The sequence below is a fragment of the Streptomyces filipinensis genome, from assembly GCF_014649495.1.
Classification (GTDB): Bacteria; Actinomycetota; Actinomycetes; order Streptomycetales; family Streptomycetaceae; genus Streptomyces; species Streptomyces filipinensis.
In genome coordinates this window covers 111,308-136,336 of sequence record NZ_BMTD01000020.1, presented here as the reverse complement: position 1 = coordinate 136,336, position 25,029 = coordinate 111,308, and the positions used below count along the sequence as shown (strand labels likewise).

24 protein-coding genes are annotated in these 25,029 nt (G+C 71.5%); 14 read left to right on the top strand and 10 right to left on the bottom strand.

What is annotated here, in order from left to right:
• Positions 1–41: 41 nt before the first annotated feature.
• The 5 genes from IE244_RS33925 (at position 42) to IE244_RS33905 (ending at position 4,288) form a co-directional block, all read left to right on the top strand.
• Entirely contained in the window at positions 42–728 is a 687-nt protein-coding gene (locus tag IE244_RS33925; protein WP_191877412.1) for a maleylpyruvate isomerase family mycothiol-dependent enzyme, read from the top strand.
• 45 nt (positions 729–773) lie between these two features.
• Positions 774–1,430 (top strand): MBL fold metallo-hydrolase, encoded by a 657-nt coding sequence (locus IE244_RS33920; protein WP_191877411.1) that lies wholly within the window; start codon positions 774–776, stop codon positions 1,428–1,430.
• Positions 1,431–1,719: 289 nt separating this feature from the next.
• A complete protein-coding gene (locus tag IE244_RS33915; protein ID WP_191877410.1) occupies positions 1,720–2,604 on the top strand; it encodes an ABC transporter substrate-binding protein in 885 nt (294 codons plus the stop codon).
• The gene (locus IE244_RS33910) at positions 2,601–3,533 is read left to right on the top strand and encodes an amino acid ABC transporter permease (RefSeq protein ID WP_191877409.1); all 933 of its coding nucleotides are present in this window, start codon (positions 2,601–2,603) and stop codon (positions 3,531–3,533) included. Before IE244_RS33915 ends, IE244_RS33910 begins: the two co-directional genes overlap by 4 nt.
• A 26-nt stretch (positions 3,534–3,559) precedes the next feature.
• Complete coding sequence (locus IE244_RS33905; protein WP_191877434.1) at positions 3,560–4,288, top strand: amino acid ABC transporter ATP-binding protein; 729 nt, start codon at positions 3,560–3,562, stop codon at positions 4,286–4,288.
• 25 nt (positions 4,289–4,313) lie between these two features.
• Here the strand turns inward: IE244_RS33905 and aroQ are convergent, their stop codons facing one another.
• Positions 4,314–4,787: a type II 3-dehydroquinate dehydratase gene (aroQ, locus tag IE244_RS33900; RefSeq protein WP_191877408.1), complete on the bottom strand. Its 474-nt coding sequence runs from the start codon at positions 4,785–4,787 to the stop codon at positions 4,314–4,316.
• Between the two features lie 211 nt (positions 4,788–4,998).
• On the opposite strand from aroQ, the gene IE244_RS33895 reads away from it, so the two are divergent.
• A complete protein-coding gene (locus IE244_RS33895; RefSeq protein ID WP_191877407.1) occupies positions 4,999–6,270 on the top strand; it encodes an MFS transporter in 1,272 nt (423 codons plus the stop codon).
• 110 nt (positions 6,271–6,380) lie between these two features.
• Here the strand turns inward: IE244_RS33895 and IE244_RS33890 are convergent, their stop codons facing one another.
• The 6 genes from IE244_RS33890 to IE244_RS33865 form a co-directional block, all read right to left on the bottom strand.
• On the bottom strand, positions 6,381–7,481 hold the full coding sequence (locus IE244_RS33890) for a calcium:cation antiporter (protein WP_191877406.1): 1,101 nt from the start codon (positions 7,479–7,481) through the stop codon (positions 6,381–6,383).
• 177 nt (positions 7,482–7,658) lie between these two features.
• Complete coding sequence (locus IE244_RS33885) at positions 7,659–8,654, bottom strand: TerC/Alx family metal homeostasis membrane protein (protein ID WP_191877405.1); 996 nt, start codon at positions 8,652–8,654, stop codon at positions 7,659–7,661.
• Between the two features lie 241 nt (positions 8,655–8,895).
• Positions 8,896–10,965: a TerD family protein gene (locus tag IE244_RS33880; RefSeq protein ID WP_191877404.1), complete on the bottom strand. Its 2,070-nt coding sequence runs from the start codon at positions 10,963–10,965 to the stop codon at positions 8,896–8,898.
• A gap of 55 nt (positions 10,966–11,020) precedes the next feature.
• Positions 11,021–11,599, bottom strand: coding sequence for a TerD family protein (locus IE244_RS33875; RefSeq protein ID WP_191877403.1), 579 nt, complete (start codon positions 11,597–11,599; stop codon positions 11,021–11,023).
• Between the two features lie 158 nt (positions 11,600–11,757).
• Positions 11,758–13,896: an excinuclease ABC subunit UvrB gene (gene uvrB / locus IE244_RS33870; RefSeq protein ID WP_191877402.1), complete on the bottom strand. Its 2,139-nt coding sequence runs from the start codon at positions 13,894–13,896 to the stop codon at positions 11,758–11,760.
• A gap of 40 nt (positions 13,897–13,936) precedes the next feature.
• A complete protein-coding gene (locus IE244_RS33865; RefSeq protein ID WP_191877401.1) occupies positions 13,937–14,803 on the bottom strand; it encodes an MHYT domain-containing protein in 867 nt (288 codons plus the stop codon).
• A gap of 280 nt (positions 14,804–15,083) precedes the next feature.
• On the opposite strand from IE244_RS33865, the gene IE244_RS33860 reads away from it, so the two are divergent.
• Both IE244_RS33860 and IE244_RS33855 read left to right on the top strand, forming a co-directional pair.
• Positions 15,084–15,953, top strand: a complete 870-nt coding sequence (locus IE244_RS33860; protein ID WP_191877400.1) for a glycerophosphodiester phosphodiesterase — start codon at positions 15,084–15,086, stop codon at positions 15,951–15,953.
• Between the two features lie 41 nt (positions 15,954–15,994).
• Complete coding sequence (locus tag IE244_RS33855; protein ID WP_191877399.1) at positions 15,995–16,549, top strand: methylated-DNA--[protein]-cysteine S-methyltransferase; 555 nt, start codon at positions 15,995–15,997, stop codon at positions 16,547–16,549.
• Positions 16,550–16,557: 8 nt separating this feature from the next.
• Here the strand turns inward: IE244_RS33855 and IE244_RS33850 are convergent, their stop codons facing one another.
• Entirely contained in the window at positions 16,558–16,989 is a 432-nt protein-coding gene (locus IE244_RS33850) for a VOC family protein (RefSeq protein ID WP_191877398.1), read from the bottom strand.
• A gap of 100 nt (positions 16,990–17,089) precedes the next feature.
• Here IE244_RS33850 and IE244_RS33845 point away from each other — a divergent pair, with 100 nt between their 5' ends.
• A complete protein-coding gene (locus IE244_RS33845; RefSeq protein ID WP_191877397.1) occupies positions 17,090–17,998 on the top strand; it encodes a pseudouridine-5'-phosphate glycosidase in 909 nt (302 codons plus the stop codon).
• The gene (locus IE244_RS33840) at positions 17,983–18,912 is read left to right on the top strand and encodes a carbohydrate kinase family protein (RefSeq protein ID WP_191877396.1); all 930 of its coding nucleotides are present in this window, start codon (positions 17,983–17,985) and stop codon (positions 18,910–18,912) included. The genes IE244_RS33845 and IE244_RS33840 overlap by 16 nt, the downstream gene beginning before the upstream one ends.
• A gap of 107 nt (positions 18,913–19,019) precedes the next feature.
• Here IE244_RS33840 and IE244_RS33835 read toward each other — a convergent pair whose 3' ends face one another.
• Positions 19,020–19,817, bottom strand: coding sequence for a methyltransferase (locus IE244_RS33835; RefSeq protein WP_191877395.1), 798 nt, complete (start codon positions 19,815–19,817; stop codon positions 19,020–19,022).
• Between the two features lie 216 nt (positions 19,818–20,033).
• On the opposite strand from IE244_RS33835, the gene corA reads away from it, so the two are divergent.
• Entirely contained in the window at positions 20,034–21,161 is a 1,128-nt protein-coding gene (corA, locus tag IE244_RS33830) for a magnesium/cobalt transporter CorA (RefSeq protein WP_191877394.1), read from the top strand.
• A gap of 31 nt (positions 21,162–21,192) precedes the next feature.
• Here corA and IE244_RS33825 read toward each other — a convergent pair whose 3' ends face one another.
• Positions 21,193–21,825, bottom strand: a complete 633-nt coding sequence (locus IE244_RS33825) for a nucleoside/nucleotide kinase family protein (RefSeq protein ID WP_191877393.1) — start codon at positions 21,823–21,825, stop codon at positions 21,193–21,195.
• 124 nt (positions 21,826–21,949) lie between these two features.
• Here IE244_RS33825 and IE244_RS33820 point away from each other — a divergent pair, with 124 nt between their 5' ends.
• The 3 genes from IE244_RS33820 to IE244_RS33810 all read left to right on the top strand — a co-directional run bounded on the left by IE244_RS33820 (position 21,950) and on the right by IE244_RS33810 (position 24,992).
• Complete coding sequence (locus tag IE244_RS33820) at positions 21,950–22,645, top strand: DUF2293 domain-containing protein (RefSeq protein WP_191877392.1); 696 nt, start codon at positions 21,950–21,952, stop codon at positions 22,643–22,645.
• Positions 22,646–22,814: 169 nt separating this feature from the next.
• Positions 22,815–23,294: an anthrone oxygenase family protein gene (locus IE244_RS33815; RefSeq protein WP_191877433.1), complete on the top strand. Its 480-nt coding sequence runs from the start codon at positions 22,815–22,817 to the stop codon at positions 23,292–23,294.
• A gap of 210 nt (positions 23,295–23,504) precedes the next feature.
• Positions 23,505–24,992 (top strand): glutamate synthase subunit beta, encoded by a 1,488-nt coding sequence (locus tag IE244_RS33810; protein WP_191877391.1) that lies wholly within the window; start codon positions 23,505–23,507, stop codon positions 24,990–24,992.
• Positions 24,993–25,029 lie beyond the last annotated feature (37 nt).

Sequence of the window (25,029 nt, the reverse complement as noted above, 5' to 3'; positions counted from 1 at the left end):
CCACCTTCACCCGAAGGTGTGGCGGGGCTAATGTCAGCCCCATGATTGATCACGCTCATGACCTGGCATGTGTACGTGACGCGACCGAACGGCTTCTCAGCGCGGTCGCCGCACTGGACAACGCGTCGCTCGCCGAGCCGTCACGGCTCCCCGGCTGGACCCGCGGCCATGTCCTCGCCCACCTCGCTCGGAACGCGGACGCGCTCGTGAACGTTCTCGAAGGCCGGCCCATGTACGTGAGCGCCGAGGCGCGGGACGCCGACATCGAGCGTGACGCCCCGCGTCCGCTCGACGCCCAGCTCGCCGACCTGCGCGAGAGCGCGGCCCGCTTCCTGGCGACGGGAGACGCGCCGGCGGACTGGGCGCGCACGGTGGAGCTGCGCAACGGGGTCACCGACTCCGCGTCCCGGGTGCCGTTCCGCAGGTGGGCCGAGGTCGAGCTGCACCATGTGGACCTCGGCGTCGGGTACGAGCTGGAGGATCTTCCGGCGGAGTTCGCGGACCGGGAGATCGAATTCCTGGCGGATCGCTTCGCCGGGCACAAGGACGTGCCCTCGACCGGCCTGGCCACCGGCGACGGCCGGACCTGGACCACGGGCGGCGGCGCCGAGGGCGACCCGGTCGCGGTCGAGGGTACGACCGCCGAGCTGTTGGGCTGGCTCGCCGGACGGCGCGACGGATCCGGCCTGACCACGAAGGGCACACTGCCGAAACTGCCCCCGCTGTAGGCCGCCGACCGTCCGCGGGCCGGTCCCCGCTATAGGCTGATCACCATGACGTACACCGGAGAGGTACGGGTCGGCGGACCGGCGGATGTGCATGAGCTGAAAGACCTGATGATCACGAAGATCGCGGTCGGCCCGATGGACAACAACGCCTATCTGCTGCGCTGCCGGGCCACCGACGAGCAGCTCCTGATCGACGCCGCCAACGAGGCGGGGACGCTCCTCGGCATGATCGGTGACGACGGCATCGCGTCCGTGGTCACCACGCATCAGCACGGCGACCACTGGCAGGCGCTCGCCGAGGTCGTCGCCGCCACGGGCGCGCGTACGTACGCCGGCCGCGAGGACGCCCCCGGTATCCCCGTGCCCACCGATGTCCTCGTGGACGACGGCGACGTCATCAGGGTGGGCCGCGTGGAGCTCACCGCGCGGCATCTCGTCGGGCACACCCCGGGCTCGATCGCGCTGGTCTACGACGACCCGCACGGCCACCCGCACGTCTTCACCGGCGACTGCCTCTTCCCGGGCGGTGTCGGCAACACGCGCAAGGACCCGAAGGCTTTCGCCAGCTTGATCGGCGACGTGGAGGCGAAGCTCTTCGACGTGCTGGCGGACGAGACCTGGGTGTATCCCGGGCACGGCAACGACACGACGCTGGGGGCGGAGCGGCCGCATCTGCCGGAGTGGCACGCGCGCGGGTGGTGAGCGCCGGGCGCGCTCTCCTCCGCGCCCCGTGTGAACGTTTCGCACGCGCTGGGGGCGCGTGCGCGCTCCCGACGCGCCGTGTCACGCGCTGAACTGGAGGCAGGACCGCGGAGGATGACGGCTCCTCGGCGGTAGGGCCGCCGGTCTCCCACCCTGCCCTCGGCCGGCGGCCCAGGCCAAGGGGCCACGCTCGGAGCGACGTTCACACGACTGCAACACCCGCTCCCACTATGCGGACACTTACCGCCATGACCTGGACAAACGCGGGGTTCGCTGCCAATCTCCCGCCATGTACCTCGCCCCTCGCACCCTGCGCCGTGCGCTGGCCGCCGCCACCGTAGCCCTGCTCGCCACCGCTGTCGGCTGTGCTCCGCAGCCCGAGGGGGACGCGTCGGCCTCCCCGTCCGGATCGGCCGCGAAGAGCTGCGCCAAGGGCAAGTTGGCCACGAAGACCTCCGGCAAGCTGACGATCGCGACGGACGAACCGGCCTACGAGCCCTGGTTCAAGGACGACAAGCCGGCGAACGGCAAGGGCTTCGAGTCGGCGGTCAGCTACGCCGTGGCCCGGCAGCTGGGATACGACAAGAGCGCCGTCGTATGGCAGAGCGTGCCGTTCAACAAGGCGTTCGCGCCCGGCGTGAAGACCTTCGACTTCGACATCAACCAGGTGTCGATCAGCGCCGAGCGCAAGAAGGCCGTCGACTTCTCCTCCGGCTACTACGACGTGCGCCAGGCCGTCATCGCCCTGAAGGGCGGCAAGGCCGCCGGCGCGACGAGCATCGCGGACCTGAAGGGCCTCAAGCTGGGCGCCCAGGTGGGCACCACGAGCCTCGACTACATCACCGACGTGGTGAAGCCGAAGCAGGAGGCCGCGGTGTACGCCAAGAACGACCAGGCCAAGTCCGCCCTGAAGAACGGCCAGGTCGACGCCATCGTCGTCGACCTGCCAACGGCGTTCTACATCACCGCGGCCGAGGTGACGAACGCGAAGATCGTCGGCCAGTTCGAGAACGCGGGCGCCACGCCCGAGCAGTTCGGGCTGGTGCTGGACAAGGGCAGCGCGCTGACCTCGTGCGTGAGCGGCGCCGTCGACGCCCTGCGCAAGGACGGCACCCTGGCGAAGCTGGAGAAGCAGTGGCTCTCCGACGCCGTCGACGCCCCGGTGCTCAAGTGACCGTCGCCGAGGGCGAGGCGGCCCGGGAGGGGGCCGACAGCGAGGGCGACATGACCGGCACCGTCGACGGACGCTCCGCCGACGGTTACGTACCCTCCGAACGGCGGCGGGCACGCGAGCGCCACCAGCGCGCGCGTGCCCGCCGCGCCACGGCCGTCGCGGCGCTCTCGACGCTGGTCACAGCGGTCGTGCTGTACCTGGTCGTGGTCGAGGCGCCGGGCTGGCCGCGCACCAAGGAGACGTTCTTCAGCGCCGACTACGCGCGCGAGGCGCTGCCTAAGGTCCTCGAAGGGCTGTGGCTGAACGTCCGCCTGCTCGCGGTCTGCGGTGTCGCCGTCCTGGTCCTGGGCATGCTGATCGCGATCGCGCGCACCCTGCGCGGACCGGTCTTCTTCCCGCTACGGGTGCTGGCGGCGGCGTACACCGACTTCTTCCGCGGCCTTCCGCTGATCATCAACCTGATGATCGTGGTCCTCGGTGTGCCGGCGCTGCGGCTGCAGGGTGTGACGGTCGATCCGGTGCTGCTGGGCGGTACGGCGCTGACGCTGACGTACTCGGCGTACGTGGCCGAGGTGTTCCGGGCCGGCATCGAGTCGATCCACCCGTCCCAGCGCGCCGCGGCCCGCTCGCTGGGCCTCACCAACAGGCAGGCCCTGCGCTACGTCGTCCTGCCCCAGGCGGTACGGCGTCAGGTGCCGCCGCTGCTCAACGACCTGGTGTCGCTGCAGAAGGACACGGGCCTGGTGTCGATCGGGGGCGCGGTGGACGCCGTGCGGGCGGCCGACATCATCGTGGGCCGCAGCCTCAACTACACGCCGTACATCGTCGCGGGGCTGGTGTTCGTGGCGCTGACCATTCCGATGACCCGCTTCACGGACTGGCTGACGGCCCGCATGGACCGGCAGCGGGCCCAGGGAGGAGCGCTGTGAGCGCCACGGACGCACCCGTCCTGCGCATGGAGTCCGTCCGCAAGACCTTCGGCGGCTCCGTCGTCCTGCGCGACGTCGATCTGGAGGTCGCGCCGCACACGGTGACCGCGCTGATCGGCGCGTCAGGCTCGGGCAAGTCCACGCTGCTGCGCTGCGCCAACCTCCTGGAGGAGATCGACGACGGCGCGATCTGGCTGGACGGCGAGGAGATCACCGATCCCCGTGCCGACCAGGACGCGGTGCGGCGCCGCATCGGTGTGGTCTTCCAGGCGTACAACCTGTTCCCGCACATGACCGTGCTGGACAACATCACGCTGGCGCCGCGCCGGGTGCACGGCGCCACCCGGGCCGAGGCCGAGGAACACGCCAGAGGGCTGCTGGGGCGCCTCGGACTGGCCGCCAAGGCCCACGCCTACCCCGACCGGCTGAGCGGCGGCCAGCAGCAGCGTGTGGCGATCGTACGGGCCCTTGCCGTCCGGCCCCGGCTGTTGCTGCTGGACGAGGTCACGGCGGCACTCGACCCCGAACTCGTGGGTGAGGTGCTGGAGGTGGTCCGGGACCTGAAGGACGACGGCATGACCATGGTGCTGGCGACGCACGAAATGGGCTTCGCGCGCGACGTCGCCGACCAGGTGTGCTTCCTCGACGGCGGAGTCGTCCTGGAACGCGGCACCGCCGAGCAGGTCTTCGGTGATCCGCAGCAGGAGCGCACCCGGCGCTTCCTGCGGCGGATCGTGGAGGCGGGCCGGCTGTGACGCGGGCCGCCGCGTCGGCATGGGCCTACGCGTCGGCGTGGGCCGCGTCCGCCAGGGCTGCCACGCGCTCCACGCCGAACACATAGCCCTGCACCCCGCACCCGGCGATCACACCGTCGGCGCGCAGCGAGACGTAGGAGTGGTGCCGGAACGATTCGCGCTGGTGGATGTTGGAGATGTGCACCTCCAGCACGGGCATGCCGTCACAGGTGTTGAGCGCGTCCAGGATCGCGACCGACGTGTGGGAGTAGGCGCCGGGGTTGATGACGATCCCGCAGTGGTTCAGGCGCGCCTCGTGGATCCAGTCGACCAGTTCGCCCTCGTGGTTGGACTGCCGGAAGTCCACCGTGCCGCCGTGCGCCGCCGCGGCCTTGGCGCACAGCGCCTCCACGTCGGCCAGCGTGTCCCCGCCGTAGATCTCGGGCTGGCGCTGGCCGAGCAGGTTCAGGTTGGGCCCGTTGAGGATCATGATCGGGGCGTTGGCCAGGGTGCGGGGCACGGGTCCTCCGGTCCGTTCGGGGCGGTACGTCGACGACCGCTGCTCGCACCCGGTCTATCACGGGTCTCCGCAGCGTACGGCGGGGCGCGTCTCCGCGGTGGCTTCGGCGCACGCCACGGTCGCCCGATCACCTCTACGCGCCCCGTAACCGCCGATCACGGTGGGTAGTTGACGCGACATGCAGCCTGTACGCGCCGTAAGCCCCCCTTCTATGCCCAGACTCGCCGCCGCGTCCCTGGTGGGGACCGCGATCGAGTTCTACGACTTCTTCGTCTACGGGACGGCGGCGGCCCTGGTCCTGGGGCCGCTGTTCTTCCCGACGTTCTCGCCCCTCGCGGGGACCCTGGCGGCGTTCGCGACGTTCGGAGTGGGGTTCGTGGCCCGTCCGCTCGGCTCGGCGCTGTTCGGGCATCTCGGCGACCGGCGCGGGCGGCGGCCGGTGCTCGTCATCTCGCTGCTGCTCACCGGCGCCTCGACGGTCGCGGTGGGCTGCGTGCCCTCGTACGGGACGATCGGCGTCGCCGCGCCCGTGCTGCTGCTCGTCCTGCGCTTCCTGCAGGGACTGGGGGTCGGCGGGGAGTGGGGCGGTGCGGTGCTGCTGACCGCCGAGCACGCGCCGGCCGGGCGACGCGCACTCTGGTCGAGCTTTCCCCAGGTGGGGCCCGCGTTCGGCTTCGTGCTCGCCAACGGGGTGATGCTCGCCCTGTCGGCGACGCTGTCGGACGCGGAGTTCGCCCGGTGGGGATGGCGGGTGCCGTTCTGGGCGGCCGGGGTGCTGGCGCTGGCCGGGCTGTGGCTGCGCTCATCGCTCGCCGAGAGCCCTCGGTTCCTGGAGATCGACGACCACGCGCGCGTGCCGCTCGTCGAGGTGCTACGCCACCACGGGCGGCTGGTCCTGCTGACCGCCGGGGCGCTGGCCGTCGGGTACGCGGTGTTCTATGCGGTGACGACCTGGTCGCTGGCGTATGCGACGGAGCGGCTCGGGGTGAGCCGGACGGTGATGCTGACCTGTGTGATGGCCGCGGTGGTCGTGAACGGAGCCCTCACCCCCGTGATGGCCCTGCTCGGCGACCGCTACGGTCGCCGGCCGATGTGTCTGACCGGGTCGGCCGCCTGCGCCGTGTGGATGCTGCCGATGGTGGCGCTGCTGGCGACCGGGCAGCCGTTGTTGATGTTCCTCGGCATCCTGGGCGCCCTGATCGCCTTCATCATCATGTTCGCGGTCATCGCCGCCTACCTGCCGGAGCTGTACGAGGCCCGGGTGCGCTGCACGGGCGCCGCGGTGGGCTACAACCTCGGCGGGGTCCTCGGCGGCGCGCTCACCCCGATCATCGCCACGGCGCTCGCGGAGCAGGGCGGACGGGTGCCCTGGGCCGTGGGCGCGTATCTGACCGGCGTCGCACTGCTCAGCCTGGGGTGCTTCGTCCTGCTGCCGGAGACGCGCCCGGTGCCCGTGCCGGTTGTGGAGCCGGCCACGGGCTGAGACGGACCGGGACGGACCCGGGCGGCGGACAACCGTAGGCGGCTCCGGGAAGTCCCTTCTCAGGGCCGCGGAGGGGCCTTGGACGAACCCCCGGGGGCGCCGGGACGGCGCTACGGGTTGATCGCCAGCTCCAGGTACGCCGCGAAGATCACCAGGTGGACACCGCCCTGCAGGGGGGTGGCCCGTCCCGGAACCACCGTCAGGGAGCTGACCACCACGGTCAGCGCGAGCAACAGCATGTGCGTCGGGCTGAGGCCGAGGACGAGCGGGCCGGACAGCCAGACGGAGGCGAGGGCGACGGCCGGGATGGTCAGGCCGATGCTGGCCATGGCCGAGCCCAGAGCGAGGTTGAGGCTGGTCTGCACCCGGTCGCGGCGTGCGGAGCGCAGTGCGGCGATCGTCTCCGGCAACAGGACGAGCAGGGCGATGATCACACCGACCACGGCCTGGTGCAGGCCGGCCGCCGCCACGCCCGACTCGATGGTGGGCGACACGCCTTTGGCCAGGCCGACCACGCCGACCAGGGCCAGGCCGAGCAGTCCGAGGCTGATCCGGGCGGTGCGCGCGGACGGGGGCCGGGCGTGGTCCTCGGCGGTGATGACCTCGCCCTGCCGGGTGATCGGCAGGAAGTAGTCGCGGTGGCGGACGGTCTGGGTGGCGACGAACAGGCCGTACAGGATCAGTGAGGACAGCGCGGCGAAGGTCAGCTGCACGGAGGAGAACTCGGGTCCGGGCTTGCTGGTGGTGAAGGTCGGCAGCACCAGGCTGAGCGTGGCGAGCGTCGCCACGGTCGCCAGGGCGGCGCCGGTCCCCTCGGGGTTGAACACCGCGGTGCCGTGCCGGAGCGAGGCCACGAGCAGGCAGAGGCCCACGATGCCGTTGCAGGTGATCATCACGGCGGCGAAGACGGTGTCTCTGGCCAGGGTGGAACTCTTGTCGCCGCCGTCGGCCATGAGGGTGACGATCAGGGCCACCTCGATGATCGTGACGGCGATGGCGAGCACCAGGGAGCCGAAGGGCTCGCCGACGCGGTGAGCGATGACCTCCGCGTGATGCACCGCGGCCAGGACGGAGCCGGCGAGCACCACGGTCACCAGGGCGACGACCGCGCCCGGCAGGTCGCGGCCCCAGGTGAAGACCAGGAGGACGACCGCGAGGACGGGCACGAGGATCGTCCACTGCCGGGTGAGCGACCGGAGCCGAGTGATCATGCGGCGATGGTCGCAGAGACGTACAGGGTTCGCATTCCGTTCTTTTCGGATACTTCTGCAGCCCCTTTCGCTCTTTCGCTTTCCGGCCTTGGCGTCGCGCGGGCCGGCATCGGCGGGAGCGGGTGACCGCCTTCGCGCGGTCCCGCCCCGCCGCGGCCGCCCCTGTGACGGCCCTGGTCAGACGTCCACGCTGCGGGCGCCTTCCTCGTGGGCGCGCGCCGCCTCGACGGCTGTCTGCTTCCTGGAGGCCATGAGGCTGGTGAGGGTGGTGACGACCAGCACGGCGCAGATCACCCCGAGCGAGACCGGGATGCTGATCTCGGGGACGTGGACGCCGGACTCGTGCAGGGCGTGCAGCACCAGCTTGACGCCGATGAAGCCGAGGATGATCGACAGGCCGTACGAGAGGTGGACCAGCTTCTTCAGCAGGCCGCCGATGAGGAAGTACAGCTGCCGCAGACCCATGAGGGCGAAGGCGTTGGCGGTGAAGACGATGTACGGGTCCTGGGTCAGGCCGAAGATCGCGGGGATGGAGTCCAGGGCGAACAGCACGTCCGTGGTGCCGATGGCGAGCATCACGACCAGCATCGGGGTCATGACCCGCTTGCCGCTCTGCTGGATCCACAGCTTGGTGCCGTGGTACCGGTCGGCCACGCCGAACCTGTGCTCCACCGCCTTCAGCAGCTTGTTCTCCTCGTACTCCTCGCCCTCCTCGTCCGCGCGGGCCTCCTGGACGAGCTTCCAGGCGGTCCAGATCAGGAAGGCGCCGAAGAGGAAGAACACCCAGGAGAAGCTGGCGATGATCGCGGCTCCGGCGGCGATGAAGACGGTCCTCAGGACCAGGGCTATGAGCACGCCGACGAGCAGGACGCGCTGCTGGTACTGAGCGGGCACCGCGAACTTCGCCATGATCAGGACGAAGACGAAGAGGTTGTCGACGCTCAGTGACTTCTCGGTGATGAATCCCGCGAAGAACTCGCCGGCCGGCTGTCCGCCGCCGAAGACGAGGAGCCCGAGGCCGAAGAGCCCGGCCAGGGCGATCCAGACGACGGTCCAGATTCCGGCTTCCTTGACCGACACCTCATGCGGCTTGCGCCCGATGAAGAAATCGACCGCGATCAGGGCGGCGAGACCCACGATGGTCAGGACCCACAGGGTCATGGAGACTTCCACTGCACCTCCGGCATTACGTAACCGCAAACACGTCAGCGTCGTCGCTGCCGGAGGTCTCTTCCACCCACGCGGGGCCGGCGCCCCGGGACCGGAACCGGTCCGTACTGACGGGTGCGCCGCAGTCAGGGAGTACTCCCCTCCGTACGGAAGACTGTACCCCAATCGCCAAGGAAAGGTAAAGTAGAAAGTAAAGCAAAGACCAAAACTCCTGGTCAGTGCAGCTTTACCAGTACTTGGCCCTCTATCGGTGCTTGGTCAGGGCCTTGGCCACCTCCGTGAGGACGTGGTGCACGATCTGGCTGCCGGCCGGCACCAGCGCGGGTTCATAGGTCCAGGCGTGTCCGACCCAGGGGTCCGCGAAGTGATCGTCGGACACGGGTGTGAGTCGCATCAGCGAACGCCACAGCGGATCGAGGAGGGGGCCGTAGGCCGCGGCGTCCTCGCGGTCCGCCACCATCAGGAGGTGCACACCGACGTCGGGTCCCTCGTCGGCGAGATAGCGCAGCCGGGTCACGGCCCGGTCGTCGAAACCGTGCGGGAAGTCGTTGACGATCAGCAGCTGTCGCGCGGGGTCGACATCGGCCGGCAATGACCCGGGCGCGCCGCCCCGCACGGCCATCTGCACCAGGTCGACCCGCCGGGTGAGCCTCTCCAGCACCTCCGTCACTCCCGCCGCCCCCGTCGCGGGAGGCGCGGCGAGCACGCCGGTCCGCGCGAGCGGGGCGAACGCCGCGGCCCCGGCGCCGGCCGGGTCGATGACCTGCACGGCGAAGTCCCCCGCCGGGTGCACGGCGAGCAGCCGCGCCGCGAGCGCCACTGCCGCCTCCAGGGCCAGGTGCCGCAGCTCGGCGGAGTCCGGGAACCCGTCGGATGCGGCGGCCGCCCCGCTGTCGAGCCACAGGCCACGCTCCAGCGGCAGCCGGACCAGCATGGGAATGCGCAGCGGCACGCTCTCCGGCAGGTGGAGGTCGCCGAGGCGCAGCGCCATCGGCGGTTCGGTGGGCATGCGGAAGCCGTGCCACACGGGGTTGTCCCAGCGGGCGTAGGCGGGTGGTAGCGCGGGTTCGACGACCTCGGATTCGGCGGTGAGCTGGGCGAGATCGCGGTCGAGGACCGCCCAGGCCTGGTCGACCAGCTGGGTCCGGCGGGCGTGGGCCGCCTCACGCGCGGCGTCGCCCGCGGCGCCCAGCCGGCCGCGGGGGTCGGCGAGGGCCTGGTCGAGTTCCGTCTGCAGCCGGGCGTCGGCGAACTCGACGGCGCTGCGGTACGCGGCGGTGGTGCGGGCGAGGTCCTCGAACATGCCCCACACCTGGTTGTACAGCCGCTCCTCCATCGACCAGCCCGCGGCGTCACCCGCGACGGGTTGCGCGGGCCGGTCGTCGGCGGGCGCGGACGCCGGGGGCGGTGTGCCCTGCGGGCGGCGGCCGGGGTGCGTGTAGTCGATCCGGGCGCCCGGGTCACGCGGTGGAGTGCCGGACGCCTGGGTGTCGTAGGGGCTCCGGGCGTCGTACGGCGGTGCCGGCTCGGGCGGCTGCGCGGCATACGGCGGCGTCGGCCCCGCCGTCCTGGAGGCGGGAGCGTCCGCGGGCCCCGGTGGGCGGGTGTCGTACGGCGCGGAGGCCGAGGTCTCGCGTGCCGCGGCTGCGGAGGCGTCGTGCGGGACGGTCGCGGAGGTGTCCTGCGGGGCGCGGGCCGAGGTCTCACGAGCCGGGGCGGCGTGCGGTGACGGTGGTGTGGGCGGGGTCGGCACCGCTCCGGACGGGCCGTGCGCCGCGGCCTCCTGGACTGCGGCCGTGAGGTCGGCGGCCTCGCGCAGCCCGTGGCCGGCGAGTAGTGCGGTGAGCCCCGCCGCGTATCCCTGGCCCACCGCGCGCACCTTCCAGGCGGCCTGCCTGCGGTAGAGCTCCAGGGCGAGCACGGCCGTCTCGCCGTCCAGGCCGGTGAGGGTGTAGCAGGCGAGTTCGGTGCCGTCGGGGCCTTCTACGGCGGTGTGCGGGGCGGCGACGGCTCCGAACCGCGACGGCGCTCCGGCCCCTGTGGGCAGGGCGAGGAAGACGTCGACGCGGTGCACGTCCTCGGGCAGGGCGCCCAGGTCGACGGACAGCCGGTGTTCGGCGGCGGCCTGCCGGGACACCTCGACACCGGGAAGAGCGGGTGCGCCGGGATGGGCCACCCGCCCGGTGCCGTGCACCGTGCCGTTCTCGTCGCCGAGTGTGGCCCCGGCCAGGACCGGCGCCCCGGCCGAGATCCGGATCGTCAACCGGGTCTGGGTCAGCGGGTGGTTCTGTCCCCGCACCAGCTCGGCCGTCATCGCCGTCGCCCCCTGTGTCGTTCTGTCGTGCGCCCTGCCGGTCGAGCGGGCGGTCCTACAGGTGCGGCAGGATCGCCGGCATCAGGTCCTGGAAGGTGCGGCCGTTGGCCGGGGTGCCGATGGCGGTCATCGTCCAGCCCGATCCCGCGCGGTGCACCTTGGCCATGATCTGGGCGGTGTAGTCGCCGCCGCCGTCCAGTGTGTAGCGGGCGAGTTCCTGGCCGTTGGTCTCGTCCACGAGACGGCAGAACGCGTTCTGCACCTCCTGGAACGTCTGGCCCGTGAAGGAGTTCACGGTGAAGACGATCTGGTCGATGTGGACCGGGACGCGCTGCAGGTCCACGAGGATCGACTCGTCGTCGCCGCCCTGGCCGACACCGCCGACGAGGTTGTCGCCGGTGTGGCGGACGGAACCGTCGTCGCTCACCAGGTGGCGGAAGAACACCACGTCGACCGGCTGCTTCTCGGCGAAGAGGACGGCCGAGGCGTCCAGGTCGATCTCGCGGGTGCGGGAGCCGAACAGGCCGCGCCGCTTCGCGGCCTGCCAGCCGAGTCCCATACGGACCGCGGTCAGGGTGGCCCCGTCCTTCTTCTCCAGGCTGATGGCCTGACCCTTGCTCAAGTTGACGGACACCGCTGAATCCCCTCTCGATGGTCCCCTGTTGCCGCGCAGTGCGCGGTTGTCCAGAACCCTACGCAGGGGCACCGACAGTGCCGAACCCCGGCCCATGCTTTGTGTCGGTGTTGCAACACTTGGGGCACATCTACCGAGGTCCGGCAGGATGGCGGGGCTCAGGCGAGGCCGGCCTCCCGCATCTGGCGCAGTTCCTTCTTCATCTCGGAGACCTCGTCGCGCAGCCGGGCCGCGATCTCGAACTGCAGCTCCGCGGCGGCGGCGCGCATCCGCTCGGTCATCTCCTCGATCTGCTCGGCGAGTTCGGCCGCCGGGCGGTCCGTGGGCACCGCGGCCGCGGCCTTGCCCTTGGCGGCCTTCGCGCCCTTGGCCGCCTTGTCGCCCAGGGCGGGGACAGGTGCCTTGGCACCCTTGCCGTCCTTGGACTTGCGGTAGCCGGAACCGAGGAGCTGCTCGGTGTCGACCTCTTCGCGGGCGATCTGCGCGACGATGTCGTTGATCTTCTTGCGCAGCGGCTGGGGGTCGATGCCCTTGGCCTTGTTGTAGGCGATCTGCTTCTCCCGGCGGCGGTTGGTCTCCTCGATGGCCTTCTCCATCGCCGGGGTGATCTTGTCGGCGTACATGTGGACCTGACCGGACACGTTGCGCGCCGCGCGGCCGATGGTCTGGATCAGTGAGGTGCCCGAGCGCAGGAAGCCCTCCTTGTCCGCGTCGAGGATCGCCACCAGGGACACCTCGGGCAGGTCGAGGCCCTCGCGGAGGAGGTTGATGCCGACCAGGACGTCGTACTCGCCGGAGCGCAGTTCACGCAGCAGCTCGACGCGGCGCAGGGTGTCGACGTCGCTGTGCAGATAGCGCACCTGGATGCCGAGCTCCAGGAAGTAGTCGGTGAGGTCCTCGGCCATCTTCTTGGTGAGCGTGGTGACGAGGACGCGCTCGTCCTTCTCGGTGCGCTGCCGGATCTCGTGCACCAGGTCGTCGATCTGCCCCTCGGTGGGCTTGACCACGACCTCCGGGTCGACCAGACCGGTCGGGCGGATGATCTGCTCCACGACGCCGTCGGAGCGCGACATCTCATACGCGCCCGGGGTGGCCGACAGGTAGACGGTCTGGTCGATGCGCTCCTGGAACTCCTCCCACTTCAGGGGGCGGTTGTCCAGCGCGGAGGGCAGGCGGAAGCCGTGGTCGACGAGGGTGCGCTTGCGGGAGGCGTCGCCCTCGTACATGGCACCGATCTGCGGGACGGTGACGTGCGACTCGTCGATGACGAGCAGGAAGTCGTCCGGGAAGTAGTCCAGCAGGGTGTTGGGCGGGGAGCCGGGCGAGCGGCCGTCGAAGTGCATCGAGTAGTTCTCCACGCCGGAGCAGGTGCCGATCTGGCGGAGCATCTCGATGTCGTACGTGGTACGCATCCGCAGGCGCTGGGCCTCCAGGAGCTTGCCCTGCTTCTCCAGCTCGGCGAGGCGCTCCCCGAGCTCCTTCTCGATGTCGTTGACGGCCCGCTCCATCCGCTCGGGGCCGGCGACGTAGTGGGAGGCGGGGAAGACGTACAGCTGCTGGTCGTCGCTGATGATCTCGCCGGTGAGCGGATGCAGCGTGGACAGCGCCTCGATCTCGTCGCCGAACATCTCGATGCGGACGGCCAGCTCCTCGTAGACCGGGAAGATCTCGATGGTGTCGCCGCGGACCCGGAAGGTGCCGCGGGTGAAGGCCATGTCGTTGCGCGTGTACTGGATCTCGACGAAGCGGCGCAGCAGCTCGTCCCGGTCGATCTCGTCGCCGACCCGGAGGGGCACCATCCGGTCCACGTACTCCTGCGGCGTACCGAGGCCGTAGATGCAGGACACCGAGGCCACCACGACGACGTCGCGGCGGGTGAGCAGTGAGTTCGTCGCCGAGTGGCGCAGTCGCTCGACCTCCTCGTTGATCGAGGAGTCCTTTTCGATGTAGGTGTCCGACTGCGGGACGTAGGCCTCGGGCTGGTAGTAGTCGTAGTACGAGACGAAGTATTCGACCGCGTTGTTCGGCAACAGCTCGCGGAACTCGTTGGCCAGCTGGGCGGCCAGCGTCTTGTTCGGTGCCATCACGAGCGTGGGGCGCTGGAGCTTCTCGATCATCCACGCCGTGGTGGCGGACTTGCCGGTGCCGGTCGCGCCCAGCAGGACGACGTCCTTCTCACCGGCCTCGATGCGCCTGGCCAGGTCGGCGATGGCCGTCGGCTGGTCGCCGCTGGGCTGGTAGGGGCTGACGACCTCTAGGGGCGCCACCGTGCGTTCGATGTGGGAAACGGGCCGCATGTCATCCACCGTACGACCCCGCACTGACAACGGGCCCGGATCAGCGATTCTGCGGGGTCCGGGAGACCTGGCGCTCGGGGCGGCGCACCTCGGGGGCGGCGGCGTGGCGCTCCGGGTGGGGGGCGACGGCGGCGGCCGGGACACCCGGTTTGCGCTCGATGGGCCTGCGCACGGGCCGGCCGGTGACCATCAGCGGGTCGAAGACCACCACGACGCCCGCGAGGAGCAGGAAGGCGAGCGGGCCGATCAGCATCGGTGCGAGCACGGACGGCTCGGGTGCGCCTCCCGCACTGTGCGGGGTGCCGTCGAGGTGGACGCCGAGGGCGGCCATGCCGGTGTAGTGCATGCCGCTGACCGCGAGCCCCATGACGAGGCTCGCCCCCACGCTCCACAGGAAGCCCCGGACACGTCCGGCGGCCCACAGGGCGGCGGTGGCGGCCACGACCGCTATGCCCACGGAGGCGGCGACGGTGAGCGTGTCGTAGGTGAAGCGCCCGTGGAAGTGCACGCCCGCCATGCCGAGGTAGTGCATCGAGGCGACGCCCAGACCGGTGATCGTGCCTCCGGTGAACAGAGCGGTGCCGGTGGCGCCCCGGTAGCCGACGATGAAGATCCCGACACCGACCATGACGACGGCGAGGCCGAGGCTCGCGTAGGTGATCGGCTTGTCGTAGTGGATCGGTGTCTCCTTGATGGTGAAGCCCATCATGGCGACGAAGTGCATGGTCCAGATGCCGGAGCCGATCGCGGCGGAGCCGAGGGCCAGCCAGGCGGGCCGCCAGGAGTGCGTGACCAGCAGGGACCGTGTGGTGCAGCGCAGGCCGAGGGCGCCGCCGAGGCAGGCCATCAGATAGGCCACCAACGGAGTGACGGCCCCGTAGCTGAATCCGTCGACCGTGCCTTGCATCCGCGGCTGCCCTTCCGCCCTCATGCGTCCCGGAATCCCCGATTTGTCCCCCCGGCCCAGGACCGCGCCGGCGGTCAGGGTTGTCGCAGAGAGTATGACCCCCACCGGAATGGTCGAACGATTTTCCGGCAAAGAATCACGGCCTTGCCTCAGTTGTGCGGTCCTGGTGAGCGGACCTGGACATCTCCATGCGCTCTGTGCCCATCGTGCGCCCGCGTGCCAGGGGCTGTCTGGTGTCAGTCTGGTTGCTGTCGGTATTCGCTCGACGCGAGGAGTCTGCATGCACGCGCGCGTAGTGGCCGCCGCGGCCGCCACCGTCCTGGGGACGGCGGTCCTGCCGAGCCCCGCCTCCGACGCCCGGGCCGGCGACATGGGCGCGCCCACGGTGATCGCCCACCGGGGTGCCTCCGCCTACGCTCCGGAGAACACGCTGGCGTCGATCGACAAGGCCGCCCAGCTGGGCTTCACCTGGGTCGAGAACGACGTGCAGCGCACCAAGGACGGCGAGCTGGTCGTCATCCACGACGACAGCCTGCAGCGCACCACGGACGTCGAGCAGGTCTTCCCCGACCGGGCCCCGTGGAAGGTGAAGGACTTCACCGCCGCCGAGATCGCCCGGCTGGACGCGGGCAGCTGGTACTCCCCGGCGTACGCGGGCACGCGCGTGCCGACGCTGAAGGACTACATGTGCCAGGTCGAGCACAACCACGAGAAACTGCTCCTGGAGATCAAGAACCCGGAGCTGTATCCCGGCATCGAGCAGCAGACCGTGAAGCTGCTCGGCAACGAGGGCTGGCTGGATCCGAAGCACCTCGGCCGGCTGATCGTGCAGAGCTTCAGCGCCGACAGCATCCGGACCGTGCACGAGCTGAGGCCCGCGATCACCACCGCCTACCTCGGTTCGCCCACCGTGGCGCAACTGGGCCAGTACGCGCCCTTCACCGATCTCGTCAACCCCTCGTACGGGTCGCTCTCCCCGACGTACGTCTCGGCCGTCCACGCCGTCAAGGGGCCGCACGACAAGCCGCTCGGCGTGTTCGCCTGGACGGTGAACGACGCGGCCACCGCGCGCCGGGTCGCGGGCTACGGCGTCGACGGGATCATCACGAACAAGCCCGACGTGGTGCGGGAGGCGCTGGCTTCGCACTGAGCGGGGCGGGCGTTGTCAGTGGCGGGTCGTACCGTGGGCGCATGGACAGCGACGGGCAGGATGAGCAGCGGGTCACGTGGGCCGTGATGGGCACGGACATCGGTCCGCTGATGCTGGCGGCGACCCGTGACGGCCTGGTCAACGTGGTGTTCCATGCCACGGACGCGGTGCGCGACCGCGCTCTGGAGCGGCTGGCGGCACGGCTGGGCGGCACGCCCGTGGAGGATCCGGACTCGCCGCCGCTCGCCGAGGCGACAAGCCAGCTGCGGGCGTATTTCGCGGGCGAGCGGCACGACTTCGACCTGCCGCTGGACTGGTCCCTGATCTCCGGTTTCAACCGGCAGGTGCTGCGCGAGCTGGCGTCCGGCGTGCCCTACGGCACGGTGGTCGGGTACGGCGATCTCGCCGGGCGGGTCGGGCAGCCGGGCGGGGCTCAGGCGGTCGGCGCGGCCATGGGGGCCAATCCGCTGCCGGTGGTCGTGCCGTGCCACCGGGTGGTGGAGAGCGACGGCGGCATCGGCGGCTTCGGGGGCGGACTGGAGACCAAGCGGCAGCTGCTGGCCCTGGAGGGCGTGCTGCCCGAGCCGCTGTTCTGACGCTCGGGCTAGTCGTCGTAGTGCCGGGCCTCGAAGACGTTGCCGTCGGGGTCCCGGAAGTAGAAGTTGCGCAGGGCCTTGCCGCGGGCGCCGAACGAGTCGTGGCCGATCTCGCTCATGGGTACGCCGCGCTCCTCCAGCCGGGCGCGCAGGCGGTCGAAGCCGGCGGCGGGCAGGGCCAGGCAGACGTGGTTGACCGGATGGCCGGCGGCGTCCGCGGCGCCGGGCAGCATGTCCATGCGCTCGGCGGCGGTGAGCGGGACGAGGTCCAGGAGGGTCTCCTCGTTGACGCGCACGGAGGGGAAGCCCGTCTTCCCGTCGGCGTACTCGGCGACTCTCACGGGTTCCAGCCCGACGGCATCCTGGTAGAAGCCGGCCGCGGCGACCGGATCGGCCACCCACAGGACGACGTGGTCGAGACGCGTGCTGTTCTTCCTCATGCGGCCCAGGCTGGTGGTGTCCCCCACAGCCCGCAAGCGTTTAGGGGCGGCACACGCCCGCCAGAGATGGGGAAAGGACCGACGGACAGGAGGCGGTGCGGTGGTGCTGGTGGTGTCGGAAGAGGTCCGGGAAGCGATCGACGCACGGCGGCCGGTGGTGGCCCTGGAGTCCACGATCATCGCGCACGGACTGCCCCGCCCGCGGAACCTGCAGGTGGCGCGGGAGCTGGAGGACGCGGTGCGGCGGGAGGGCGCCGTACCGGCGACCATCGCCGTGCTCGACGGTCGTCCCCGTGTCGGCCTGGACAAGGAGCAGCTGGAGCGGGTCGCGAACGAGGACGGCATCCGCAAGCTGGGGCACCGCGATCTGCCGCTCGCCGTGGCGGCGGGTACGAGCGGGGCGACCACGGTGTCGGCGACGGCCCAGCTGGCCGCGCTCGCGGGCGTGCGGGTGTTCGCCACCGGCGGGCTGGGTGGTGTGCACCGGGAGTGGACGGTGACCCAGGACGAGTCGGCCGACCTCGGTCTGCTGGCGCGCACCCGGATCACGGTGGTCTGCGCGGGCGTGAAGTCGATCCTGGACGTGCCGGCGACCCTGCAGCGGCTGGAGACGCTGGGCGTGGCCGTCGCCGGGTACGGCACGGACCGGTTCCCCGGCTTCTATCTGTCCGACTCCGGGTATCCGGTCGACTGGACGCTTGAGACTGCGGAGCAGGTCGCGGACGTCATGCGGGCCCAGGACGCGCTCGACGCGCCGGATTCGGCGCTGATCGTCGCCCATCCCGTGCCCGAGGCCGAGCAGCTCGACCCGGAGTTGCACGCGCGCGTGCTCGCCGACGCGCTGCGCGCCTGCGCGGAGCGGGGGGTCACCGGGCAGGCGGTGACCCCGTTCCTGCTGGACTACCTGGTCCGGCACACCGACGGCGCCTCCCTGAGCGCGAACCTGGCGGCCGTGCGCGGCAACGTACGGCTGGCGGCGCGGATCGCCACCGCGTGGACGAGGGAGTGACCGCGGACGGGGCCCTGCTGGTCGTCGGCGACGTGGTCACGGATGTGGTCGCCCGGCACCGGGGGCCGCTCGCGGCCGGCACCGACACGGCCGCCGCGATCCGGACACTGCCGGGCGGGGCGGGGGCCAACGTGGCCTGCTGGGCCGCGCACGCGGGCTGTGCGGACGTACGACTGCTCGGCCGGGTGGGTGCGGACGCGGCCGCCTGGCACGAGCGCGAGCTGGTCGCGGCCGGGGTGCGGCCCCGGCTGGTGGTCGATCCGACGGCGGCGACCGGGACGGTGATCTGCCTCGTCGACACCGGGGCGGCGGCGGAGCGTACGTTCCTCACGGACAGCGGGGCGTCCCTGCGGCTCGAACCCGCCGACTGGTCGGACCGGCTGCTGGACGGCGTCGCCCGGCTGCACCTGTCGGGCTACTTGCTGTTCACGGAGCCGAGCCGGGAGCTGGCGAGGACCGCGCTCGCGGCGGCACGCGCGCGTGGCGTGCCGGTCAGCCTGGATCCGGCGTCGGCGGGCTTCCTGGTACGGCTGGGGGTGGACCGCTTCCTGGCGTTCGCCGAGGAGCTGGACGTGTTGCTGCCCAGCCGGGACGAGGCGTGTCTGCTGACGGGGCTGCCGGATCCGGCGGACGCGGCGGCCAAGCTGAGCCGTCTCGTGCCGCTGGTGGTGGCCAAGGCGGGCGCGGACGGCGCGCTGGTGGCCCGTTCCGGCAGCGCGCCGGTCAGGGTCCCGGCGGCACCCGCGGTCCCTCGGGACACCACGGGTGCCGGTGACGCCTTCACCGGCGCGTTCCTCGCCGCCCTGCTCACGGGTGCGACCCCGGAGGAGGCGGCGGCGCGGGGCTGCCGGGCGGGCGCGGCGGCGGTGGAACGCGTGGGAGGCAGACCACGGCGGGCGGGGAGCGAGGGCTAGCCCGCGGCACGAGCCACGCCCGAGGCCAACCGCCGCTTGGGGGGCTTTCTTTCGGATCGGGCCGGCTTCCGGGTGCGTCCGGTCGCCGGCGCGATCCGGAAGAGGCCCTAGCCCTCCTTCCTGCCCCATGCCGAGATCATCGGTGCGGTGAGCAGGTCCATGCCGCCGGCCTCGACGTTGGCCAGGTGCTGGTCGATGTCCTCGTCGGTGGCGAGCCCCGCCGTGACGAGCCGGTCGCGGACCTGACGGACCGTCGCGGCCTCAAGAGCGGTGCAGGCGGGCGATGTCACCGGGAAGAAGGCGTCGGCCTCCACGCCGTGCAGACCGGCTTCCCGCAGGAGGCGCAGGAGTTTGCGGCCGTACGACAGATCCGCGCCGCGGTCGGCGAGCAGCCTGCGGAAGCCCTGGCGCAGCCGGTTGGCCAGCTTCTGCTCGGGGCCGCACTCGTCGGGGCAGATCAGGGGCTGGAGAGCGGGGTCGGCGTCCTCCACCAACAGCCGACCGCCGGGCCGCAGGGACCGGATCATGGACCTCAACGCCCTCTCCCGGTCCCGGACGTGAACGAGCACGAGCCGGGCGTGGACCAGGTCGAAACCCTCGCCCGGCGGTTCCTCCGCGCCGACGTCGTGGACGCGTACCTCCACCGGCGGGCGGGCGTCGGCGGCGAGACGGGAGGTGTCGATGTCGGTCGCGACGACCTTGCCGGCGGGACCCACCTTCTCGGCGAGCCAGGACACCACGGAGGTGCCGCCGGCCCCGACCTCCCAGCAGCGCCAGCCGGGCCCGATACCGAACGCCTCGATGTGCCGGAACGTCGTGGGATCGAAGAGGGCGGCGAAGGCGCCGAAGCGCTGTGCCGCCTCGTTCTGCCGGTTGTCCAGGAGGTATCCGTCGGATGGCGTCATGCCGCGATCATCCCAGTCACCCGGCTTGTCCGGAGGCCGGCGCCGGACAGGCACCGAAAGGCACCGGAAAGGCGCCGGTCGGCGCTTCGTCCACAGGCGGACACCAAGCGGAACACTCCGTTCCCACAGGCTTACCCGCGCTTTGCCCTCGGCTGGCAGACTTGCCGGGCAGGGCGCGAAAGCGTTGCGTGAGGAGATCCAAGCGAGGAGATCCAGATGTCCATGGCGGGGAATCTGCGGAAGGTCACGGGGCTGACCGGGGTCGGCGGCCTGCGCAAGGTGGCACGGCTGGCCCGGCGGCGGCCGCGCGTCGACCTCAGTCATCCCGCCAGGTCACCCCTGGGCTCGTCGGTGGTCAACTGCGTGACGTACCAGGACGGCGTGCGCGTGCCGCAGTGCACGGACCTGGTGGATGCCGTGCGGATGGTACGCAAGACCGGCGAGGGGTTCGTCTGGCTAGGGCTGCACGAGCCGACGGACCGTGAGTTCGCCGGCATCGCCGAGCTGTTCGACCTGCATCCGCTGGCGGTGGAGGACGCCGTCGAGGCTCATCAGCGCCCCAAGCTGGAGCACTACGGGGACACGCTCTTCACGGTGTTCAAGACCGTCTGCTACGTGGAGCACGAACAGCTGACCGCGACCAGCGAAGTGGTCGACACCGGCGAGATCATGGTGTTCGTCGGCGAGGACTTCGTCATCACGGTACGACACGGCCGGCACGGCTCACTGGGGCCGCTGCGCGAGGAGTTGGAGGCGCACCCGCTCCAGCTCGCCAAGGGACCGGCGGCGGTGCTGCACGCGATCGCCGACCACGTCGTCGACGACTACCTGAACGTCACGGACGCGGTGCAGGCCGACATCGACCAGGTCGAGACGGAGGTGTTCTCGGAGAACGGCGCCCGTCTCGACCCCGGCCGCATCTACCAGATGAAGCGTGAGCTGCTGGAGCTGAAGAGGGCCGCGGTGCCGCTGGGCCGTCCGGTGGAGGACCTGGCCACCCGGCCCATACGGGTCATCGCCCCCGAGATACAGGCCTACTTCCGGGACGTGCTCGACCATCTGATCCGGGCCAAGGAGCAGATCGCGGCGTTCGACGAGCTGCTCAACTCGATCCTGCAGGCCCACCTCGCGCAGGTGACCGTCGCACAGAACGAGGACATGCGGAAGATCACGGCCTGGGCCGCGGTGATCGCCGTCCCGACGATGGTGTGCGGGGTGTACGGCATGAATTTCGACCACATGCCGGAGCTTCACTGGCGCTTCGGCTATCCGCTGGTCATGACCGTCATGGCGGGGGCGTGTCTGGTGCTGTACCGGGGCTTCCGGCGCAACGGCTGGCTCTGAGCCGGGAAGGCCTGCGGCCGGGCCGTCCGGGTCAGCCGCTCCAGGCGGGACGGCGGGGGTCGTCGGCCCGTACGACGACGTCCGCCGTGTGGGCGGGGTCGGTCTCGGACGCGTAGCGCTCGAAGGCGGGGAGCGTCCAGTGGTCGGTCTCGGGGGTGAGGCGGCGCAGGGCACCCGGCGAGAGGAGGAGGTGCACGGTCAGGTCGAAGGGGAACCAGTGGCGCAGCAGAAGGGGGCCGTGGAGCAACAGGATCCCGCCGGGCGGGAGTTGGGCATAGGGGCTGCGGGTGGCCCGGTCGGTGACCGGATCCCACAGGTCGGGCAGGACGCGCCCGCTGCCGCCGGGGTCCAGCGGGCCGAAGACCTCGCGCCACAGGGCGCCGGTGTCGAACCACCCTCCGTGGTACGACTCCGCGTCCCGCCGTCCGTGTTCCAGGCGTAGCGAGGCGGGCCGCAGAAAGCCCTCGGCGCCGACCACGAGCGAGGGTCGGCCGCGTACCCTCAGTGCCTCCGCGACCCGCTCGGCGAGGTCACCGGGCCGGGCGGCCGGGGCCCCGTCGAAGCCGACGCGCGGCCAGGCGCCTCCGTCGGCCGGCTCCAGGCCGGCCAGCCGGTCGGCGAGCCGCTCGGCGAGCCGGTCCCAGGTGATCGCTTCGAGTCGCACGCAGACCATGATGCCGGGTGGCGGTGAGACGGTGAGACGGTGAGACGACGGTCCCTGCCGGGAGGGAGAGAGGCAAGGGAGGGAGGGGTGGGAGGCCCGGGCGGCGGCGGGGAATGAACCGCGTATGGCGCTTCCCGCAACTCCCCACTCCCCCGGTCGCCTTGTCGTCCTCCAGGCGCTGAAGCCCAAGCGGTGTTCGGCTTGCCGGCGCGGGCCCCTGTCGCTGCTCGTGCTGGAGGACGATGCCCCGCGCTGCCTGGACTGCGCGGACCTCGGGCACCTGGTGTTCCTGCCGCGCGGGGACACCGCGCTGACCCGCAGGTCGAGGGAGGAGAGCGGGCTGTCGGTCGTGGTGGTGCGGTTCAACCGGCGCAAGAGCCGTTACGAGCGCCAGGGCGTGCTCGTGGAGGAGCCGGCGCTGGCCCGGGCCGAGGCCCGCTGTCTCGCGGACGCCGAGGCGCGGCGCAGACGGCGGGCGCGGGACGCTCGGCGCAGGGCGGCCGAGGACGAGCATTTCGCGGCGGCGTTCGCGGCCGAGATCCTCCGGCTGTTTCCGGGGTGCCCGGCCGACCGCGCGCGAGCCATCGCGGCGCACGCGTCCGCGCGGGGCAGCGGGCGTGTCGGGCGCAGCGCGGCCGGGCGGGCGCTGTCGGAGGGGGCGGTGATCTCGGCGGTCGTGGCGGCCGTACGGCATGTGGACACGCCGTACGACCAGCTGCTGATGAGAGGCGTGACCCGGTACGAGGCGCGGCGCCGGATCGCCCAGGCCGTGGAGAGCGTGCTGCGGTCCTGGCAGGAGACCGGGACGGGCGTGGGCTGAGGAAAGGGAAGCCGAGGAAGAGGAAAGGGAAAGGGAGGGGACGGGCTGAGCGGCGCGCGCATGCCGCCGCGCTCCTCGGCCATGGCCGGCGCCGTTCCCCGGGCCTTCACTGGGAGAGGCGGTGATGCCGGAGCCGTACCGGCGGAACGAGACGAGATGGGGCGTGAAGATGATCGACGGGCCGTTCTTCGTGCTGGTCGTGGTGGGCATTCTCGGCACCGGGCTGACGGCCGGGGTGTTCTGCGCGTTCTCGACCTTCGTGATGCGGGGCCTCGCCGCGTTGCCGCCCGCGCAGGGCGTCGCGGCGATGAACGCGATCAACGGCGCGGCGGTACGGCCGGCCTTCATGACGGTGTTCACCGGCTCCGCGGTGCTCAGCGCGATGATCGCGGTGGTGACGTTCGTGGTGTGGCCGGACGACGGGGGGCTGGAACTGCTGCTGGGCAGCGCGCTGTACCTCATCGGCTCGTTCGGGCTGACGATCGTCGCGAACGTCCCGCGCAACGACAGGCTGGCCCGGCTCACCCCGGGCGCCCCGGAGGCCGCCGTGTACTGGCCGGCGTACGTACGCGAGTGGACGTTCTGGAACCACGTCCGGGCCGTCGCGTCCGCCGTGGCCGCCTTGGTCTACGTCCTGGCTCTCACGTGATCTCCGTACGGGCCCGTGGCCTGGCCCGCTCCGGGGCTCCCACCTCCTGATCCACGCTGTCCGCCGCTCTGCGGGGTGGTCGGTGCGGACGTATCGTGGCCGAAAGAGTGCCGAAGGAGTGGCGAAAGACTGCCGGAGGACGCCGTCGAACGGCGTACGGCCCGTCGTACACCGGTACCCGCGCGGTACCCGTACGCGAGGAAGACGACCATGGGCGATCCCAAGGGGTTCATGAGCACGCCGCGCCAGGAGTGGCCGCGGCGGCCCGTCGAGGAGCGGGCGCGGGACTGGGACGAGGTGTACGTGCCGGGAGCGCTGCTGCCCATCATCAGCAAGCAGGCCGACCGGTGCATGGACTGCGGGATCCCCTTCTGTCACGACGCCTGCCCGCTGGGCAATCTGATCCCGGAGTGGAACGACCTGGTCTCGCGGGAGGACTGGCGTGCGGCGAGCGAACGTCTGCACGCGACCAACAACTTCCCCGAGTTCACCGGCCGGTTGTGCCCCGCGCCCTGCGAGGCGGGATGTGTGCTGGCGATCAACCAGCCTGCCGTCACCATCAAGAACGTCGAGTGCGCGATCGCGGACCGGGCCTGGGCGGAGGGGTTCGTCCCGGCACGGCCTCCCGAGCGGCTGTCCGGGAAGACGGTCGCCGTCATCGGGTCCGGGCCCACCGGACTGGCCGCGGCACAGCAACTGACCCGGGCCGGGCACACGGTCGCCGTGTTCGAGAAGGACGACCGGATCGGCGGTCTGATGCGGTACGGCATCCCCGAGTTCAAGATGGAGAAGCGGCATCTGGAACGGCGTATCGAGCAGATGCGGGCCGAAGGGACCAAGTTCCGCACCTCGATGACCGTCGGGCGCGATGTCGGGGCGGCGGAACTGCGCGGCCGCTACGACGCCGTCGTCGTCGCCACCGGGGCTACCGCGTGGCGGGAACTTCCGGTGCCGGGCCGGGAGTTGAACGGGATACACCAGGCGATGCAGTACCTGCCGCTGGCGAACCGGGTGTGCGAGGGGGATCTGGAGGTCTCCCCGCTGTCCGCGGCCGGCAAGCATGTGGTGATCGTCGGTGGCGGGGACACCGGCGCGGACTGTCTGGGGACCGCGGTGCGCGAGGGGGCCGCGTCCGTGACCCAGCTGGACATCTACGCGCAGCCGGGCGGCGAGCGTGACGAGGACACCGAGCCGTGGCCGACGTATCCGAAGATCTACCGGCTGTCGGCGGCGCACGAGGAGGCGCGGGACCTGCGTACGGCACCGGCGGCGGACGCGGACGCGCGGCTGTTCGCGGCGTCCACGCTCCACTTCACCGGGGACGACAGCGGGCGGGTGCGGTCGCTGCACCTGGTGGAGGTGGACGAGATGCGGCGCCCGGTGCCGGGCACCGGGCGGGCGCTCCCCGCCGACCTCGTGCTGCTCGCCCTCGGGTTCTCCGGGCCGGACCAGGAGGACGGGCTGATCGGGCAGTTGGGACTGACGCTCGAAGCGCGTGGCACGATCGCGCGGGACGACGGTTTCGCGACCAACGTGCCCGGGGTGTTCGCCGCCGGGGACGCGGCGCGCGGGCAGTCGCTCATCGTCTGGGCGATCGCGGAGGGGCGGGCGGTGGCGGCGGCCGTCGACCGCTATCTGATGGGCGGTTCACGGTTGCCCGCGCCGGTCTCTCCGCGGGACCGGCCGATGAGGGTGTAGCCGGGCCGCGGTTTCCCCGCGGCCCTTTCACCGTCCT

Excerpts from the sequence above, each read along its gene's own strand:
- IE244_RS33925 (WP_191877412.1), top strand. The coding sequence starts at position 42 with ATGATTGATCACGCTCATGACCTGGCATGTGTACGTGACGCGACCGAA.
- IE244_RS33920 (WP_191877411.1), top strand. The coding sequence starts at position 774 with ATGACGTACACCGGAGAGGTACGGGTCGGCGGACCGGCGGATGTGCAT.
- IE244_RS33915 (WP_191877410.1), top strand. The coding sequence starts at position 1,720 with ATGTACCTCGCCCCTCGCACCCTGCGCCGTGCGCTGGCCGCCGCCACC.
- IE244_RS33905 (WP_191877434.1), top strand. The coding sequence starts at position 3,560 with ATGGAGTCCGTCCGCAAGACCTTCGGCGGCTCCGTCGTCCTGCGCGAC.
- IE244_RS33895 (WP_191877407.1), top strand. The coding sequence starts at position 4,999 with ATGCCCAGACTCGCCGCCGCGTCCCTGGTGGGGACCGCGATCGAGTTC.
- IE244_RS33890 (WP_191877406.1), bottom strand. The coding sequence starts at position 7,481 with ATGATCACTCGGCTCCGGTCGCTCACCCGGCAGTGGACGATCCTCGTG.
- IE244_RS33880 (WP_191877404.1), bottom strand. The coding sequence starts at position 10,965 with ATGACGGCCGAGCTGGTGCGGGGACAGAACCACCCGCTGACCCAGACC.
- uvrB (WP_191877402.1), bottom strand. The coding sequence starts at position 13,896 with ATGCGGCCCGTTTCCCACATCGAACGCACGGTGGCGCCCCTAGAGGTC.
- IE244_RS33865 (WP_191877401.1), bottom strand. The coding sequence starts at position 14,803 with ATGCAAGGCACGGTCGACGGATTCAGCTACGGGGCCGTCACTCCGTTG.
- IE244_RS33860 (WP_191877400.1), top strand. The coding sequence starts at position 15,084 with ATGCACGCGCGCGTAGTGGCCGCCGCGGCCGCCACCGTCCTGGGGACG.
- IE244_RS33855 (WP_191877399.1), top strand. The coding sequence starts at position 15,995 with ATGGACAGCGACGGGCAGGATGAGCAGCGGGTCACGTGGGCCGTGATG.
- IE244_RS33850 (WP_191877398.1), bottom strand. The coding sequence starts at position 16,989 with ATGAGGAAGAACAGCACGCGTCTCGACCACGTCGTCCTGTGGGTGGCC.
- IE244_RS33835 (WP_191877395.1), bottom strand. The coding sequence starts at position 19,817 with ATGACGCCATCCGACGGATACCTCCTGGACAACCGGCAGAACGAGGCG.
- corA (WP_191877394.1), top strand. The coding sequence starts at position 20,034 with ATGTCCATGGCGGGGAATCTGCGGAAGGTCACGGGGCTGACCGGGGTC.
- IE244_RS33820 (WP_191877392.1), top strand. The coding sequence starts at position 21,950 with ATGGCGCTTCCCGCAACTCCCCACTCCCCCGGTCGCCTTGTCGTCCTC.
- IE244_RS33815 (WP_191877433.1), top strand. The coding sequence starts at position 22,815 with ATGATCGACGGGCCGTTCTTCGTGCTGGTCGTGGTGGGCATTCTCGGC.
- IE244_RS33810 (WP_191877391.1), top strand. The coding sequence starts at position 23,505 with ATGGGCGATCCCAAGGGGTTCATGAGCACGCCGCGCCAGGAGTGGCCG.